This is a genomic window from Stenotrophomonas sp. KH_052, assembly GCF_057838755.1.
This window is the reverse complement of the sequence record NZ_CM174475.1, coordinates 2,253,112-2,268,119: the sequence shown is the minus strand read 5'-3', so window position 1 is coordinate 2,268,119 and position 15,008 is coordinate 2,253,112. Positions and strand designations below refer to the sequence as shown.

The window sequence follows — 15,008 nt, the reverse complement described above, 5'->3', positions numbered from 1 at the left end:
GTGGGGGTACGTCGGGTCTTACTTCGGCGGCGGCGGTGCCAGCACCGTGCGGTCGCCATTGTGCTCGGGCGAACTGACCACACCGGCCGCTTCCATGGCCTCGATCAGCCGCGCTGCGCGGTTGTAGCCGATCTTCAAACGGCGCTGCACACCGGAAATCGATGCTCGACGGGTCTCGGTGACCACGCGCAGCGCCTCGTCATACAACGGGTCGGACTCGTCACCGGAAGAACTGTTCTCGGGCAGGCCGGTAGCGCCGACGACCACGCCGTCACCCATCGTCTGCACTTCGTCCAGCACGCCATCGACATAGTCGGCCGGGCCCATCGCCTTGAGGTGTTCGACCACGCGATGCACTTCCTCGTCGGAGACGAAGGCGCCATGCACGCGCTCGGGCATGGCGGTACCCGGCGGCAGGTACAGCATGTCGCCGTGGCCGAGCAGGGTTTCCGCGCCGGACTGGTCGAGGATGGTGCGCGAGTCGATCTTGGAACTGACCTGGAACGCGATACGGGTCGGGATGTTGGCCTTGATCAGGCCGGTGATCACGTCCACCGACGGGCGCTGGGTGGCCAGGATCAGGTGGATGCCGGCCGCACGCGCCTTCTGTGCCAGGCGCGCGATCAGCTCTTCCACCTTCTTGCCGACGATCATCATCATGTCGGCGAATTCGTCGATGAAGATGACGACGAACGGCAGCGTCTCCAACGGTCGCGGTGCCTCACCCAGCTCCGGGTTCGGCTTGAACAGCGGGTCCATCAGCGGCTGGCCGGCGTCCTGGGCTTCCTTCACCTTCTTGTTGAAGCCGGCCAGGTTGCGCACGCCCACCGCGCTCATCAGCTTGTAGCGGCGCTCCATCTCGGCCACGCACCAGCGCAGGCCGTTGGCGGCCTCCTTCATGTCGGTCACCACCGGCGCCAGCAGGTGCGGGATGCCCTGGTAGACGCTCAGTTCGAGCATCTTCGGGTCGATCATCAGCATCCGCAGGTCTTTCGGCGAGGCCTTGAACAGCAGGCTCAGCACCATCGCATTGACTGCCACCGACTTGCCCGAACCGGTGGTACCGGCCACCAGCAGGTGCGGCATGCGCGCCAGGTCGGCCACGGTCGAGCGGCCGGCGATGTCCTTGCCCAGCGCCAGGGTCAGCACGCTGGCCGACTTGTCGTACTCCTTCGAACGCAGCAACTCGGAGAGGTAGATCATCTCGCGGGTGACGTTCGGAATTTCCAGGCCGATCACCGACTTGCCCGGAATCACGTCAACCACGCGCACCGATTTCACCGACAGGCCCCGCGCGATGTCCTTGTCCAGCGAACTGATCTGGCTGACCTTGATGCCCGGTGCCGGTTCGATCTCGAAGCGGGTGATGACCGGGCCGGGGTTGGCACCGACCACCTGGGCATCGATGCGGAAGTCCTTCAGCTTGAACTCGATCTGCCGCGACAGCGCGTCCAGGGTTTCCTTGTCGTAACCCACCGGCTGCGGCTTGGGGTCATCCAGCAGCGCGAGCGGCGGCAGGTCCGAGCCATCCCCGTTGACGCCACGGAACATCGGGATCTGCGTGTCACGCTTGGCGCGATCGCTCTTTTCGATGACCGGCTCGGGGCGCGGTTCGATCTTCACCGGCTCGCGCTTGGCGCGCACCTCGGCATCGGCCTTGCGCACTTCCTGGCGCTCCTCGCGCATCACCCGGGTCTGCTGCCATTCGGTGACTTCTTCCTTCTTGCGCTCCAGCAACGGCGCCAACGACATCACGCCGCGGCCGATCTTCTCCATCACCACGAACCAGGACAGCCCGGTGGCCAGAGTGATCGAGGCCAGCAACAGCACCAGCACGAACAGGTTCGCACCCAGCGCGCCGAAGCCCACCGTGAGCGAGTTGCCGACCAGCTTGCCGAGGATGCCGCCGGCATGGGCCACGTCGCCACTGAACAGGCGCACGTGCAGGAAGCCGGTGCCGGCAATCAGGAAGCCGACCAGCCCGACCAGGCGCAGTGCCGGATCCAGGTCGTTCTCGCCCTTGCTCTCGCGCTTGAGCCCGAACATGGCGATCCACGCCAGCGCGCCCAGCACCACCGGCAGCAGGAACGCGATGTAGCCGAACAGCTGCAGCAGCACGTCGGCGATCCATGCACCGGCGCGGCCGCCGAGGTTGTGTACCGGCGCGACCACGCTGCCGGTATGCGACCAGCCCGGATCAGTGGCTGAATACGTGAAAAGACTGGCCGCCAGGTACAGCAGCGCCGGCGCGATGGCGATCAGGCCAAGGTCGCGCCAGAGACGCTGGCGGCGTGGATTGTCGGTCGTCGCCGCCGCGGCCGTGCGACGTGACGCCTTGCTGTCGTCGGACTTGGAGCGTTCGGGGACCTGCTTCGCCACCTTAGACCATACCTTTGGAATGCGCTGTTAGTGATTGATAATAAATGAGACGGCGTCAGTTTTCAGTTATGCGACATTGGACAGGGCATTTGACCGCCAGAACCACCGCTGGATGACGGCGTTCTGTTCATCGGCTTGAATCGCCCTGCCCCAGCCGCCACTCTATGACCAGCCACGGATGCTGCGCAAATATCGCCAGCGCCTTGTCCCATCTACCTTTTCGCGAGTTTACATGAGCACCAGCCTGCCCTCCCGTCACCAGCGCCTCGTCATCCTCGGTTCCGGCCCGGCCGGTTGGACCGCCGCCGTCTACGCCGCCCGCGCCAACCTGAAGCCGGTCGTCATCACCGGCCTGCAGCAGGGTGGCCAGCTGATGACCACCACCGAGGTGGACAACTGGCCGGGTGACGCCCACGGCCTGATGGGCCCGGACCTGATGGCGCGCATGCAGGCCCATGCCGAGCGCTTCGAGACCGAGGTCATCTTCGACCACATCCACACCGCCGATGTGTCGCAGCGCCCGTTCAAGCTGATCGGCGACAGCCACGAGTACACCTGCGACGCCCTGATCATTTCCACCGGCGCCACCGCCAAGTACCTGGGCATCCCGACCGAAGACGAGTTCAAGGGCCGCGGCGTGTCCGCCTGTGCCACCTGTGACGGCTTCTTCTACCGCGACCAGGACGTGGTCGTGGTCGGTGGCGGCAACACCGCCGTGGAAGAGGCGCTGTACCTGTCCAACATCGCCCGCAAGGTCTACCTGGTCCACCGCCGCGACACCCTGAAGGCGGAGAAGATCATGCAGGACAAGCTGTTCGCCAAGGTGGCCGCCGGCAAGATCGAGACCGTCTGGCACCACCAGGTGGAGGAAGTGCTGGGCAACGAGGCCGGCGTGACCGGCGTGCGCGTGAAGTCCACTCTGGACGGCAGCACCCGCGACATCGACGCCCACGGCTTCTTCGTTGCGATCGGCCACCATCCGAACACCCAGCTGTTCGACGGCCAGCTGGCGATGAACAACGGCTACCTGGAAATCCGTTCGGGCCTGGGCGGCAACGCCACCCAGACCTCGGTGGAAGGCGTGTTCGCCGCCGGCGACGTGGCCGACCAGCACTACCGCCAGGCGATCACCTCGGCCGGCTTCGGCTGCATGGCCGCACTGGACGCCGAGCGCTACCTGGACGCGCAGGGCAAGGCCAGCTGAGAGGCTGACCCGCTCCTGTAGGGTCGAGCCATGCTCGACTCCGGATAAAAGGCCGACGCCAGTGCGTCGGCCTTTCTGTTTCATCTGCCCTATCCTTCCCCCATGCCCTCCCCCCGTTTCCTCGACTCCCTGCAGTCCGTTTCCGCCACCGACTGGGATGCCCTGCACGACGGCCGCAACCCTTTCGTCAGCCACGCCTTCCTCTCGGGCCTGGAACAACATGGTTGCCTGCGCGAGGACTGGGGCTGGCAGCCTCGGCACTTCACCCTATGGGAAGGCGAGCATCTGGTCGGCGCCATTCCGGGTTACCTGAAGACCAACTCCCACGGCGAATTCGTGTTCGACCATGCCTGGGCCAACGCGTACGCCCGTCATGGCCGCGACTACTATCCGAAGTGGCTGGGCGCGGTGCCGTACTCTCCGGTCACCGGCCCGCGCCTACTGGCCCGTCACGATCTGGAGCGCGCCGCGTTGCTGTCGGCATTGCGCGAGACGCTGCCGACGCTGGACGTCTCCTCGGCCCATATCAACTTCCACACCGCAGGTGACGAGGCGTTGTTCGGCGATGACTGGCTGCTGCGCGAGGATGTGCAGTTCCAGTGGCAGAACCCGGGCGACTGGGCCACGTTCGACCAGCTCCTCGGTGCGATGAACCACAAGCATCGCAAGAACATCCGCCAGGAACGGGCCAAGGTCATGCGCCAAGGCATCACCTTCCGCGTGGTGCACGGCGATGAAGCGAGCCGCGCCGATCTGCAGGCGATGTACCGCTTCTACCTGCAGACGTTCCTCGAGTACGGCAATGCCCCGGCACTGACTGAGGCCTTCCTGCGCCATCTGGCGATTTCGCTGGGGCGCGGGCTGGTACTGTTCCTGGCCGAACAGGACGGCGAGCCGATTGCCGGCGCGCTATGCCTGCGCGGTGGAGACACGCTGTACGGCCGCTACTGGGGCGGCGCCACCCTGCCCGGCCTGCACTTCGAAGCCTGCTACTACCAGGGCATCGAATACTGCCTGCGCGAAGGGCTGACCCGCTTCGAGCCGGGCGCACAGGGCGAGCACAAGCTGGCACGCGGTTTCCTGCCGACGCTGGTGCGCAGCCGACACTGGATGGCCGATGCGGATTTCGCCGAGGCGCTGCAGGAGTGGTGTCGCCAAGAGCGGCGTGACGTGCGGCGCTACCAGCAGGAACTTCAGGGGCATGGGCCGTTCCGCGCAGGAACGTAGCGTCGAGCTTGCTCGACCTGGGCGCCGCCAAAAAGCGTGCCAACCAAGGTGGGCACCTACCGGGGCAATAGGCTGCGCCAAAAAGCGTGCCAACCAAAGTGGGCACCTACCGGAGCGATAGCGAGAGCCGCGCGCGTCCATCTGGCGCCTGCCAGAGCGGTGGCGAGGACACTGTACTCAGGTGCACTGCCAGAAGTGCCCGCTCACCCGGCACTTTGCACACCAGAACGTATAGAGCATGCCGCCGCTGCCCCACAGCAGCGTGCCCTCACCCGTGGTCGGCAGTGTCGAATCCAGCTGCATGACGAACGGCATCTCTTCGCCGCAATCGATGCACGCCGGGTACCACGCACTCTGCACCCAGCTTGGCGCGCCGCCCACGCGCGACAGGTTCTGCCGATGGTTGGACTGGCCCCAGTCCTGCTGCCGCCAACGCTCGCTGCCCAGGGCCGCAAGGCCCACCTCCGCCGGCATCAGGTCGCCGCTGTCGGTGGGGGTGTTCGGTACCTCGCGGTACTGGCTGGGGTGGCAGCCGGGCTGGCCTGCGGCATCGTGGCGATAGAAGCGCACGGGCGGCTCCTCCCATCCACAACAATCCAGGCACAGGCCGAGCGTGACCTCACCGGACGCGCCCGGCTGCAGCGCAGCAGCATCGGTCTGCAGCAGCCGCTGCAGCGGCGCGTGACAACCACCGCACAGCGCTTCCAACGGCCCACCCATGCGGCCGGCGTGATGCACCTGGCCACCATTCCAGGTCGGGTGCAGGCGCCAGATGCGCTTGCGCCAGCTCGGTTCGTCCGCCTGCTGCGCGCGATGCTGCTCGCGACCGAAGCGGAGGTGCAGCGGCCGCTCCCCATGCAGGCGCCGCGGCTGCGGCCCGTCGGCAACGCCGGCCCAGTGCGCCCAGACCTCGGCATCCAACCGCCCCCAGTCGACCACGTAGCCGCGAGCAATGGCGTAGGTCTCGGGCTGGGCGGCGAGCAGCAGCGCCCGGGCCCGCGCCATTTCGCGATCGTCATCGGCTTCAGCCAGGATCTGCGCCCACTGTGCGGCAGTGGTAGAAGGCAGGCCCCGCCATACCTGCGAAGCCAGCTGCAGCTCATCCTCACTGGTGATCGCCAGCAATGCCTCCCAGTCGTCCTGCAGCAGCTGTGGCGCCTGATAGCTGGCGAACTCCATCACGCTGGCCAGCAGCTCGCCGCGCTCGCCATCACGATAACGACGCCATGCTTCGGCCACGACTGCGGGCACTGCATCGTCCGGCAGCAGGTCCAGCGCCATGTCGAGGAAGGCTGAGCCCGGCGAGCGTCGCGCCAGTGCCTGCAGCATCAACACACCGAGCTGGCGCGGCTGCTCAGTGGCCAGCATCAGCAGCATGCTCTGGCTGTCATTGCGCGTGCGCGGGGTGTCGTGCACATCGAGGATGGCGGTGATCGCGTCGCTCATGCGTGGGCTCCTTGCCGTAGGACGCTGATGGTGCCAGACATCACCGATCGCCACGACGAATACAATGACGGCATGACCCGCCAGCTGCCCTGGCGCCTGGCCGATACGCCGGACGCCCCCTTCCCTCCGGCCGAGACCGCACTGCGCCAGCCCGATGGCCTGCTGGCGGTGGGCGGCGACCTGCACCCGGTGCGCCTGCTCAACGCCTATGCCGGCGGCATCTTTCCGTGGTTCAGCGAGGGCGAGCCGATCCTGTGGTGGTCGCCGGACCCGCGCATGGTGTTCCGTACCGATGGCGTGCATCTGTCCAGCCGCTTCCGCCGCCAGTTGCGCAGCAGCACGTGGGAGATTTCCGTCGACACCGCCTTCGGCCGGGTGATGCGCGCCTGCGCCGCAGCGCCACGCCCCGGCCAGGACGGCACCTGGATCAGCCCGGCGATGGTCGAGGCTTACAGCCAGCTGCATGACCTTGGCTTTGCCCACTCCTTCGAAGTCTGGGACCGGCAGACCCTGGTCGGCGGCATCTATGGCGTCGCGATCGGCGCCATGTTTTTCGGCGAGAGCATGTTCAGCGGCGCCAGTGGCGGCTCCAAGATCGCCCTGGCCGCATTGGCGACCACCCTGCGCGACTGGGGCTGGCAACTGATTGATGCCCAGGTCGAAAATCCGCACCTGCTGCGGATGGGTGCCGAACACCTGCCACGCGCGGAATTCCTCGATCACGTGCGCCAGGCCGTCCATCAGGATGGCCGTGAAGGCCCCTGGACCCAGGCTGTGGGGCGTTTGCCGGCACGGCATTTGGCCGGGGGTTAACACAAACTTTGCAAGCTGGGCCCATCACGCGTAAAATACCGCGCCTTAGGCCCAGCGTGGCCGTTTTCTGAACCGCACAGGACTACATGTCGAAAGACGATTCCATCGAGTTCGAGGGCACCGTCAGCGAGACGCTGCCGAACACCACTTTCCGCGTTCGTCTGGAAAATGGGCACGAAATCATCGCCCATATCTCCGGTCGCATGCGCAAGAACTACATCCGCATCCTCACCGGTGACCGGGTCAAGGTTGAAATGACCCCGTACGACCTGACCAAGGGTCGTATCACCTACCGCATGAAGTAAGCGGTCGGCGCTTGGCGCCACTCCGACAGGGCCGGCCTTGCTGCTGGCCCTTTGTCGTGCGCGCAACAAAGTGGCGATTCTCGATATCACTCGCTTTTCGACCTTGTCTGAGATCCGGCGCTGCACAGGCGATCTAGGCTCAATGCGTTCTTCACAGATGGCGTTGCGTGCATGACCTACCTGATCGTCCTGGATCCACAGTCCGTCACCAGCCGCTGCTATGCCAGCAAGGGCCCGGACGGCACCTGGTTCGGCCAGCCCTGCCTGGTCTGCACCAGCATGGATGCCTCGCATCCGCTTTACCTGGCCGTACAGCGCGAGATCCCGCACATGGGCGGCACCCTGAAGCAGCGCCTGCACATCCCGCACGAGGCAGTTGCCTTCGTCATCGAGGACGGCGGCGACCAGGGGCGCCAGCAAGGGTTCCGCTCGATCGCCGCGTGAGTCGCCATAGGTCATTGTGACCGACCACACCGTGGCGTCGGTCAGCCCCGCTTGAGGCAGATTCGCATGTGCAGCGACCGCGGCATCGTGGGATCCGATCCAGTCCGGATCGCCACTCTCGCCCGATCATGAACGCCCTGCTCCCGCACGTCCTGCTGTCGGCAGTTCTGCTGGTCAGCCTCCCCCTGTCGGCGCCCGCCGCCGAACCCGCCAAACCCTCCACCACGGCCGAGTGCATCGCCCTTAGCACCAATCGCGACATCCGCCCCTCCAGTACGGAACGCGAAGTGCTGCTGCGCGACGGCAACAACCACTATCGAGTCCACCTACAGAAGCGCTGCCTTGGCGCCGCCGCCTCGGCCAGTTACGTCTTCTTCACGCCGAACACGCCCGAACAGATCTGCGGTGACGCCCGCAGCACACTACAGACCGACAGCAACCACTGCGCTGTGACCCGGATCGAGCGGGTCGATGCGGCAACCTTCAAGCGCCTGGCCCAGCAGGGACGTTGAAGGGCTGATACGCAACAAGGGCGGCCGGAGCCGCCCTTGTTTTCCAACCACACCCGGAATCGATCCGGCGCCGCCTTACTCCACCGTCACCGGCAACAACCGCTCCGGCTCAGCCTGGGTCTCGACCACCAGCTCGTCGTCGCGGACATCGATGCTGACCCTGCCGCCGTTGACCAGCTTGCCGAACAACAGCTCGTCGGCCAGTGGGCGCTTGATCTTGTCCTGGATCACGCGTGCCATCGGGCGGGCACCCATCAACGGATCGAAACCATGGTGGGCCAGCCAGTCGCGCGCGGTCGGGGTGGCCGACAGGCTGACGTGCTTGTCCTGCAACAGCATCTCCAGCTCGATCAGGAACTTGTCGACCACGCGCAGGATGTGCTCGAAGCCCAACGCCTGGAACTGCACCACCGCGTCAAGGCGATTGCGGAACTCCGGGGTGAAGCTGCGGCGGATGGTCTCCATCGCGTCGGTGGCATGGTCCTGCTTGGTGAAGCCGATCGAGCGCCGCGAGGCCTGCGCCGCGCCGGCATTGGTGGTCATCACCAGCACCACGTTCTTGAAGTTGGCCTCGCGACCGTTGGTATCGGTCAGCACGCCGCGGTCCATCACCTGCAACAGGATGTTGAAGATGTCCGGATGCGCCTTCTCGATCTCGTCCAGCAACAGCACGCAGTGCGGGGTCTTGACGATCTTCTCGGTCAACAGGCCGCCCTGGTCGAAGCCGACATAGCCCGGAGGCGCACCGATCAAGCGGCTGATCGAGTGCGGCTCCATGTACTCGGACATGTCGAAACGGACCAGCTCGATGCCCAGCTGCAGCGCCAGCTGCTTGGTCACCTCGGTCTTGCCCACGCCGGTGGGGCCGGCGAACAGGAAGTTGCCGATCGGCTTTTCCGGATTGCCCAGCCCGGAACGGGCCAGCTTGATCGCCGACGCCAGCGTATCGATGGCCGGATCCTGGCCGAAGATCACCATCTTCAGGTTGCGCTCCAGGTGCTGCAGCACATCCTTGTCGGTGGCGCTGACCTGCTTGGCCGGAATACGCGCCATCTTGGCGACGATCGCTTCCACTTCCTCGACGTCGATCAGCTCCTTGCGCTGGCCTTCCGGCAGCAGGCGCTGGCGGGCACCCGCCTCGTCGATCACGTCGATGGCCTTGTCCGGCAGCAGACGGTCGCCGATGTGCTTGACCGACAGATCCACCGCCGCCTGCAGCGCCTCGTCGGAATACGTCACGCCGTGGTGCAGCTCATACTTGGACTTGAGGCCCTGCAGGATCTCGTAGGTCTCGCCGACGGTCGGCTCGACGATGTCGATCTTCTGGAAGCGGCGCGCCAGCGCCCGGTCCTTCTCGAAGATGCCGCGGTACTCCTGGAAGGTGGTCGAGCCGATGCAGCGCAGCTCACCTGAAGCCAGTGCCGGCTTGATCAGGTTGGACGCATCCATGGTGCCGCCCGAGGCCGAGCCGGCACCGATGATGGTGTGGATCTCGTCGATGAACAGTACCGCGTTGGGCACCTTCTTCAGCGCGGTCAGCACGCCCTTCAGTCGCTTCTCGAAATCACCGCGGTACTTGGTGCCGGCCACCAGCGCACCGAGGTCGAGCGAGTAGATCACCGCGTCCGACAGCACCTCCGGCACCGAACCTTCAACGATGCGGCGGGCCAGGCCCTCGGCGATGGCGGTCTTGCCGACCCCGGCCTCGCCCACGTACAGCGGGTTGTTCTTGCGGCGGCGGCACAGCACCTGGATGGTGCGCTCGATCTCGTCGGCACGGCCGACCAGCGGGTCGATGCGACCGGCGCGGGCCTGTTCGTTGAGGTTGCTGGCGAATTCGGTCAGGGCATCGCCCTTCGGCTCGCCCTCCCCGCCTTCGATGCGGCTCTCGCCCTCGGAGGAAGAGGACGGCTGCTCGCCCTCCTCGCCCAGCTTGGCAATGCCGTGGGACAGGTAATTGACCACATCCAGCCGGGTGACGTCCTGCTGGTTGAGGTAATAGACGGCGTGGGAGTCCTTTTCGCCGAAGATGGCGACCAGCACGTTGGCGCCGGTGACCTCCTTCTTGCCAGAGGACTGAACGTGGTAGACGGCCCGCTGCAGCACGCGCTGGAAGCCCAGGGTCGGCTGGGTATCGCGGCCGTCATCTTCGGCCAGACGGGACACGGAGGCCTCGATGGCCTGCTCCAGCTCCTGGCGCAGGCGTTCGGCGTCGGCGCCACATGCCTTCAGTACGGCCTGGGCGGACGGGTTGTCGAGCAGTGCCAACAGCAGGTGTTCGACCGTCATGAATTCATGCCGGGCCTCACGGGCGCGCTTGTAGCACTGGCCGATGGTGTGTTCGAGGTCTTTGCTGAACATGGATTACTCCGGCGGCAGATGGGGACAATATGCGGCCTGACTACGCGATTTCCATCACCCTAGCGGATTGCTGCGTTCAGATGGCGTTAGCAGTATGGATCGCTTGATCTTCATTCACTCCAGGACAGCCCACCCAGCATGAGCGAACCCTACCTGAGCCGCTGGCGATTGCGGCGTGATGGCGCGGCCATCGAGACGCCCCATGCCCAGCTCTGGCCGGTACTGACCATCGCCGGCCAGCCAGCGATGCTGAAGATCAGCAGCGAAACCGAGGAGCAGAACAGCCACCGCCTGCTGCGCTGGTGGAACGGCGACGGCGCCGTCCGCCTGCTGGCCCACGAGGGGCCGGCGATCCTGATCGAACGTGCCGGCGGCGACTCGCTGCGGCAGCGCTCGATCGAGGGCGACGATGACACCTGCACCACGATCCTGTGCCAGGTCCTGCAACGGCTGCACCGGCCACGGAGCGCACCGCCAGCGGAACTGGTCTGCCTGCGTACATGGTTCGCGGACCTGCTGCAGCCAAGGGCGGCGCTGCCATCACTGCTGGAACAGTGCGGATCACTGGCGGCGGCATTGTTGCAGGAGGAACAGGAAATCCGACCGCTGCACGGCGACCTGCACCACGACAACGTGCTCGATTTCGGCGCGCGCGGCTGGTTGGCGATCGACCCGAAGCGACTGATCGGCGACCGCGCGTTCGATTACACGACGCTGTTCAGCAACCCGGACCTGTGCGGACCGGACATCCACGTTGCGACACAGCCCGAGCGGTTTGCCGCCCGGGTGGAGCAGGTCGGCGCGCTGGCGGGGATCGAGCGGCACAGGCTGCTGCGCTGGATCGCAGCCAGCGCGGGGCTGTCAGCGGTGTGGTTCCGGGATGACGGGGACACCGCCGATATCGACGACGCGGTGGCGCGGATGGCGCTGGAGGCGTTGGCGGAGGGCTGATCCAGCGCGCAGGTAGATGCCCACCTTGATGGGCGCCCCCGTACGGCATCGATACGAGCCTCTGCTTTGGTAGGTGCCCACCTTGGTGGGCACATCCGGTCCGGAATCGATGTGCCCGGACGAAAACCGGCAGCCGGTCAGGCCTTTTCCATCGTGCACAGGAGCGGGTGCTGGTTCATGCGCGAGTACTCGTTGACCTGGGCGACCTTGGTCTCGGCCACTTCGCGGGTGAACACCCCGCACACGCCGCGGCCGCGGGTATGGACGTGCAGCATCACCTGCGTGGCCTTGTCCAGGTCCATGGTGAAGAACTGCTGCAGCACGTCCACCACGAAATCCATCGGGGTGTAGTCGTCATTGAGCAGCATCACCTGGTAGAACGGCGGCGGCGCCACTTCCGGGCGCGCGGGTTCCACGGCAACGCCGTGCTCGTGATGGGAATCGGGGGAAGACTCGCGGGGCATCTGCTCATTATAGAGGCTCGAGCGGGCCTGCGTCGGCCCGCCGCAGATTGGACGGCACGCACGGCCGCCGTCACAATTGCATCCTCTCTCAATACTGCTTCACAGGATCTTCATGAAAAGGACCCTTCTCCCCGCCCTGCTGATCGCCCTGGCTGCCGCCGGCTCTGCCGCCGCCGCGCCGGAGGGCGACAAGGCCGTGGCCCGCAACCTGGACAAGCTGGATTACACCTATGAGGTCGACGAAGACGGCGACTACCGCATGGTGTTCGACGTCGAAGGCGATCGTACCCAGATGGTCTACGTGCGTTCGTCGGTGGAGGACTTCGGCACCCACAACATCCGCGAGATCTGGTCGCCGGCCTACAGCGCCAAGACCAAGCAGTTCCCGGTGGCCGTGGCCAACCGCCTGCTGGAAGACTCGCAGGACGCCAAGATGGGTGGCTGGGTGAAGCAGGACACCACCGCCATGTTCGTGGTCAAGATCGACGCCGATGCCACTGCCGACCAGCTCAGCGACGCCATCGATGCGGCCATCCGCACCGCCGATGCGATGGAGCTGGAACTGACCAAGAAGGACGAGTTCTGAGTTGAACGCTACGCCGGACCCGCGCTGGGCACCGCACGCCACCGTCGCCACCGTGGTGGTTGACGGCGGCCGCGTGCTGCTGGTTGAAGAAACCATCGACGGCCGCGCGGTGCTGAACCAGCCGGCCGGCCACCTCGAGCCGGGCGAAAGCCTGGCCGAGGCGGCACTGCGCGAGACCCGCGAGGAAACCGGCTGGACCGTACAGCTGACCCACTTCATCGGCTGCTACCAGTGGACCGCAGGCGACGGCACCACCTTCCTGCGCTTCTGCTATGCGGCGCGCCCGGTCTCGCACGATCCGGCGCAGCCACTGGACACCGGCATCGACCGCGCGCTGTGGCTGAGCCCGGGCGAGCTGCAGGCCGCCGGCGAGCGCCTGCGCAGCCCGCTGGTCTGGCAGGTGGTGGCCGACTACCTGGGCGGCCAGCGCCATCCGCTTTCACTGGTCAGGGAGGTCGCATGAGCACTCCGCGCGTAATGGTCGGCGTCTCCGGTGGCGTCGATTCCTCGGTGGCTGCCTGGCGGCTGGTGCAGCAGGGTGAGGCGGTGGCCGGCCTGTTCATGCAGAACTGGGCCGACGACGGCAGCGGCGATTGCCGCGCCGAGGACGACCGCCGTGATGCGGTGGCCGTCTGCGGCCTGCTCGGCATCCCATTTCACTTCCGCGATTTCTCCAACGAGTACTGGCAGGGCGTGTTCGAGCACTTCCTGGCCGAGTATGCCGCCGGTCGCACCCCGAACCCGGACGTGCTGTGCAACCGCGAGGTGAAATTCAAGCACTTCCTGGATGCCGCCCGCGAGCTGGGCGCCGAGCGCATCGCCACTGGCCACTACGCGCGGGTGACCCAGCACGGCCACCAGTGGCTGCTGCTGCGTGGCGCCGACCGCTCCAAGGACCAGAGCTACTTCCTGCACCAGCTGGGCCAGCAGCAGCTGGCGGCCACCCTGTTCCCGATTGGCGACCTGGAAAAGACCGACCTGCGTCGGATCGCACGTGACGTCAGCCTGCCGACCCACGCCAAGAAGGACTCCACCGGCATCTGCTTCATCGGCGAGCGCGACTTCCGCGAGTTCCTCGGGCGCTACCTGCCGGCCAAGCCCGGGCAGATCCTGGACCCGGCCGACGGCAGTGTGATCGCCGAGCACCCAGGCGTCTTCTATTTCACCCTGGGCCAGCGCGAGGGCCTGAACATCGGCGGCGTGCGTGGCCGCCCTGCGGCGCCGTGGTACGTGGTTGGCAAGGATGTTGCCAGCAACGTGCTGTACGTCGACCAGGACCGCGACAGCAAGTGGATGCTGTCCAACCGCCTGCACTCGGAGGCCGCGCACTGGATTGCCGGCGCACCGCCGGCACGGCGCTTCGAGTGCACCGCGCAGACCCGCTACCGCCAGCCCGACGAGCCGTGTACGGTCGAGGTGCTGGACGATGGCAGCGTGCTGGTCACCTTCGCCCGCCCGCAGCGCGCCGTCACCCCTGGCCAGTCGCTGGTGCTGTATGACGGCGACGTGTGCCTGGGTGGCGCAGTGATCGCCGCCACCGATGCGCCGCTTGAGCAGCGCCTGCGCACCACCCCTTCTCCTTTTGAGGTAATCGCTGCATGAGTTTCACTGTCGACGACCGCGTTCTGGCTTTGGCCGGCATTGCCCAGGCCCTGCAGCAGGTACGCCGTATCGCCGATACCGGCCATTCCGACGCCGCCGCCGTTCGCACCGCCGTGGAGAGCGTGTTCCGCGTCGATGCGTCCTCGCCGCAGGAGGTGTTCGGTGACCGTCATGCACTGAAGGCCGGCCTGCGCCTGCTGCACAACTACTTCCGCAGCCAGGGCCAGGACCCGATCCTGCCCAAGCTGGCCTTGTCGGTGCTGCAGCTGGAGCGCCGCTTCGTGCAGGAAGGCGAGACCGTGAACAAGGTCGCTTCGGGGATCGAGCGCGCCCAGCGCCAGGCGGCCGAACTGGGCGACAGCGCTCACCCGGACGTGCTGGCCAACCTGGGCGGCTTGTACGCCGACACCATCAGCCACCTCAAGCCGCGGGTGATGGTCCAAGGCAATCCGCACTATCTGGGCCAGGCCGGCGTGGTCGCCGAGATCCGCGCCCTGCTGCTGGCCGCCGTGCGCTCTGCGGTGCTCTGGCGCCAGCTGGGTGGCAGCTACTGGGACTTCCTGTTCAGCCGCAAGGCGATGATCGAGGCTGTGGACCGCCAGCTGGCGTGAGGGTGTGGGGTCAGAGCCCTTTTCCCGAGGAAAAGGGATCCGACCCCGCCTGCCGCCAACCCAAGGGGTCGGATCCCTTTCCGGCACGGAAAGGGCTCTGACC

Annotated in this window: 15 protein-coding genes; 11 read left to right on the top strand and 4 right to left on the bottom strand. The window is 66.3% G+C overall.

Annotated elements, in window-relative coordinates; translation table 11 throughout:
* Nucleotides 1-18: 18 nt before the first annotated feature.
* A complete protein-coding gene (locus AC3ITW_RS10545; RefSeq protein ID WP_046982916.1) occupies nucleotides 19-2,379 on the bottom strand; it encodes a DNA translocase FtsK in 2,361 nt (786 codons plus the stop codon).
* A gap of 232 nt (nucleotides 2,380-2,611) precedes the next feature.
* Between AC3ITW_RS10545 and trxB the strand changes: the two genes are divergently transcribed.
* Nucleotides 2,612-3,583 carry a thioredoxin-disulfide reductase gene (trxB, locus tag AC3ITW_RS10540; RefSeq protein ID WP_065723249.1) on the top strand — a complete coding sequence of 324 codons (972 nt, stop codon included), beginning with the start codon at nucleotides 2,612-2,614 and terminating at the stop codon, nucleotides 3,581-3,583.
* A gap of 102 nt (nucleotides 3,584-3,685) precedes the next feature.
* A complete protein-coding gene (locus AC3ITW_RS10535; protein ID WP_489390329.1) occupies nucleotides 3,686-4,810 on the top strand; it encodes a GNAT family N-acetyltransferase in 1,125 nt (374 codons plus the stop codon).
* Nucleotides 4,811-4,987: 177 nt separating this feature from the next.
* Here AC3ITW_RS10535 and AC3ITW_RS10530 read toward each other — a convergent pair whose 3' ends face one another.
* Complete coding sequence (locus AC3ITW_RS10530) at nucleotides 4,988-6,256, bottom strand: hypothetical protein (protein WP_489390328.1); 1,269 nt, start codon at nucleotides 6,254-6,256, stop codon at nucleotides 4,988-4,990.
* 72 nt (nucleotides 6,257-6,328) lie between these two features.
* On the opposite strand from AC3ITW_RS10530, the gene aat reads away from it, so the two are divergent.
* From aat to AC3ITW_RS10510, 4 genes are all read left to right on the top strand, one after another.
* Complete coding sequence (gene aat, locus AC3ITW_RS10525; protein WP_012510999.1) at nucleotides 6,329-7,069, top strand: leucyl/phenylalanyl-tRNA--protein transferase; 741 nt, start codon at nucleotides 6,329-6,331, stop codon at nucleotides 7,067-7,069.
* An 86-nt stretch (nucleotides 7,070-7,155) separates the two neighbouring features.
* Entirely contained in the window at nucleotides 7,156-7,374 is a 219-nt protein-coding gene (gene infA / locus AC3ITW_RS10520; RefSeq protein WP_005409596.1) for a translation initiation factor IF-1, read from the top strand.
* A gap of 171 nt (nucleotides 7,375-7,545) precedes the next feature.
* Nucleotides 7,546-7,818, top strand: coding sequence for a hypothetical protein (locus tag AC3ITW_RS10515; RefSeq protein ID WP_006366661.1), 273 nt, complete (start codon nucleotides 7,546-7,548; stop codon nucleotides 7,816-7,818).
* Nucleotides 7,819-7,946: 128 nt separating this feature from the next.
* Entirely contained in the window at nucleotides 7,947-8,330 is a 384-nt protein-coding gene (locus AC3ITW_RS10510; protein WP_065723245.1) for a hypothetical protein, read from the top strand.
* A gap of 75 nt (nucleotides 8,331-8,405) precedes the next feature.
* On the opposite strand, the gene clpA is transcribed toward AC3ITW_RS10510, so the two are convergent.
* A complete protein-coding gene (clpA, locus tag AC3ITW_RS10505; protein WP_006366657.1) occupies nucleotides 8,406-10,691 on the bottom strand; it encodes an ATP-dependent Clp protease ATP-binding subunit ClpA in 2,286 nt (761 codons plus the stop codon).
* 138 nt (nucleotides 10,692-10,829) lie between these two features.
* Here clpA and AC3ITW_RS10500 point away from each other — a divergent pair, with 138 nt between their 5' ends.
* The gene (locus AC3ITW_RS10500; protein WP_489390327.1) at nucleotides 10,830-11,642 is read left to right on the top strand and encodes an APH(6) family putative aminoglycoside O-phosphotransferase; all 813 of its coding nucleotides are present in this window, start codon (nucleotides 10,830-10,832) and stop codon (nucleotides 11,640-11,642) included.
* A gap of 137 nt (nucleotides 11,643-11,779) precedes the next feature.
* Here the strand turns inward: AC3ITW_RS10500 and clpS are convergent, their stop codons facing one another.
* Nucleotides 11,780-12,106, bottom strand: coding sequence for an ATP-dependent Clp protease adapter ClpS (gene clpS, locus AC3ITW_RS10495; RefSeq protein ID WP_006366596.1), 327 nt, complete (start codon nucleotides 12,104-12,106; stop codon nucleotides 11,780-11,782).
* A 112-nt stretch (nucleotides 12,107-12,218) separates the two neighbouring features.
* Here clpS and AC3ITW_RS10490 point away from each other — a divergent pair, with 112 nt between their 5' ends.
* The 4 genes from AC3ITW_RS10490 to hflD are packed head-to-tail and all read left to right on the top strand — an operon-like array spanning nucleotide 12,219 to nucleotide 14,905.
* Nucleotides 12,219-12,692, top strand: a complete 474-nt coding sequence (locus AC3ITW_RS10490; protein WP_489390326.1) for a hypothetical protein — start codon at nucleotides 12,219-12,221, stop codon at nucleotides 12,690-12,692.
* Between the two features lies 1 nt (nucleotide 12,693).
* Nucleotides 12,694-13,155, top strand: coding sequence for an NUDIX hydrolase (locus AC3ITW_RS10485; RefSeq protein WP_046982908.1), 462 nt, complete (start codon nucleotides 12,694-12,696; stop codon nucleotides 13,153-13,155).
* A complete protein-coding gene (gene mnmA / locus AC3ITW_RS10480; protein WP_489390325.1) occupies nucleotides 13,152-14,294 on the top strand; it encodes a tRNA 2-thiouridine(34) synthase MnmA in 1,143 nt (380 codons plus the stop codon). Before AC3ITW_RS10485 ends, mnmA begins: the two co-directional genes overlap by 4 nt.
* Nucleotides 14,291-14,905: a high frequency lysogenization protein HflD gene (gene hflD / locus AC3ITW_RS10475; protein WP_046982906.1), complete on the top strand. Its 615-nt coding sequence runs from the start codon at nucleotides 14,291-14,293 to the stop codon at nucleotides 14,903-14,905. The genes mnmA and hflD overlap by 4 nt, the downstream gene beginning before the upstream one ends.
* Nucleotides 14,906-15,008: the final 103 nt, after the last annotated feature.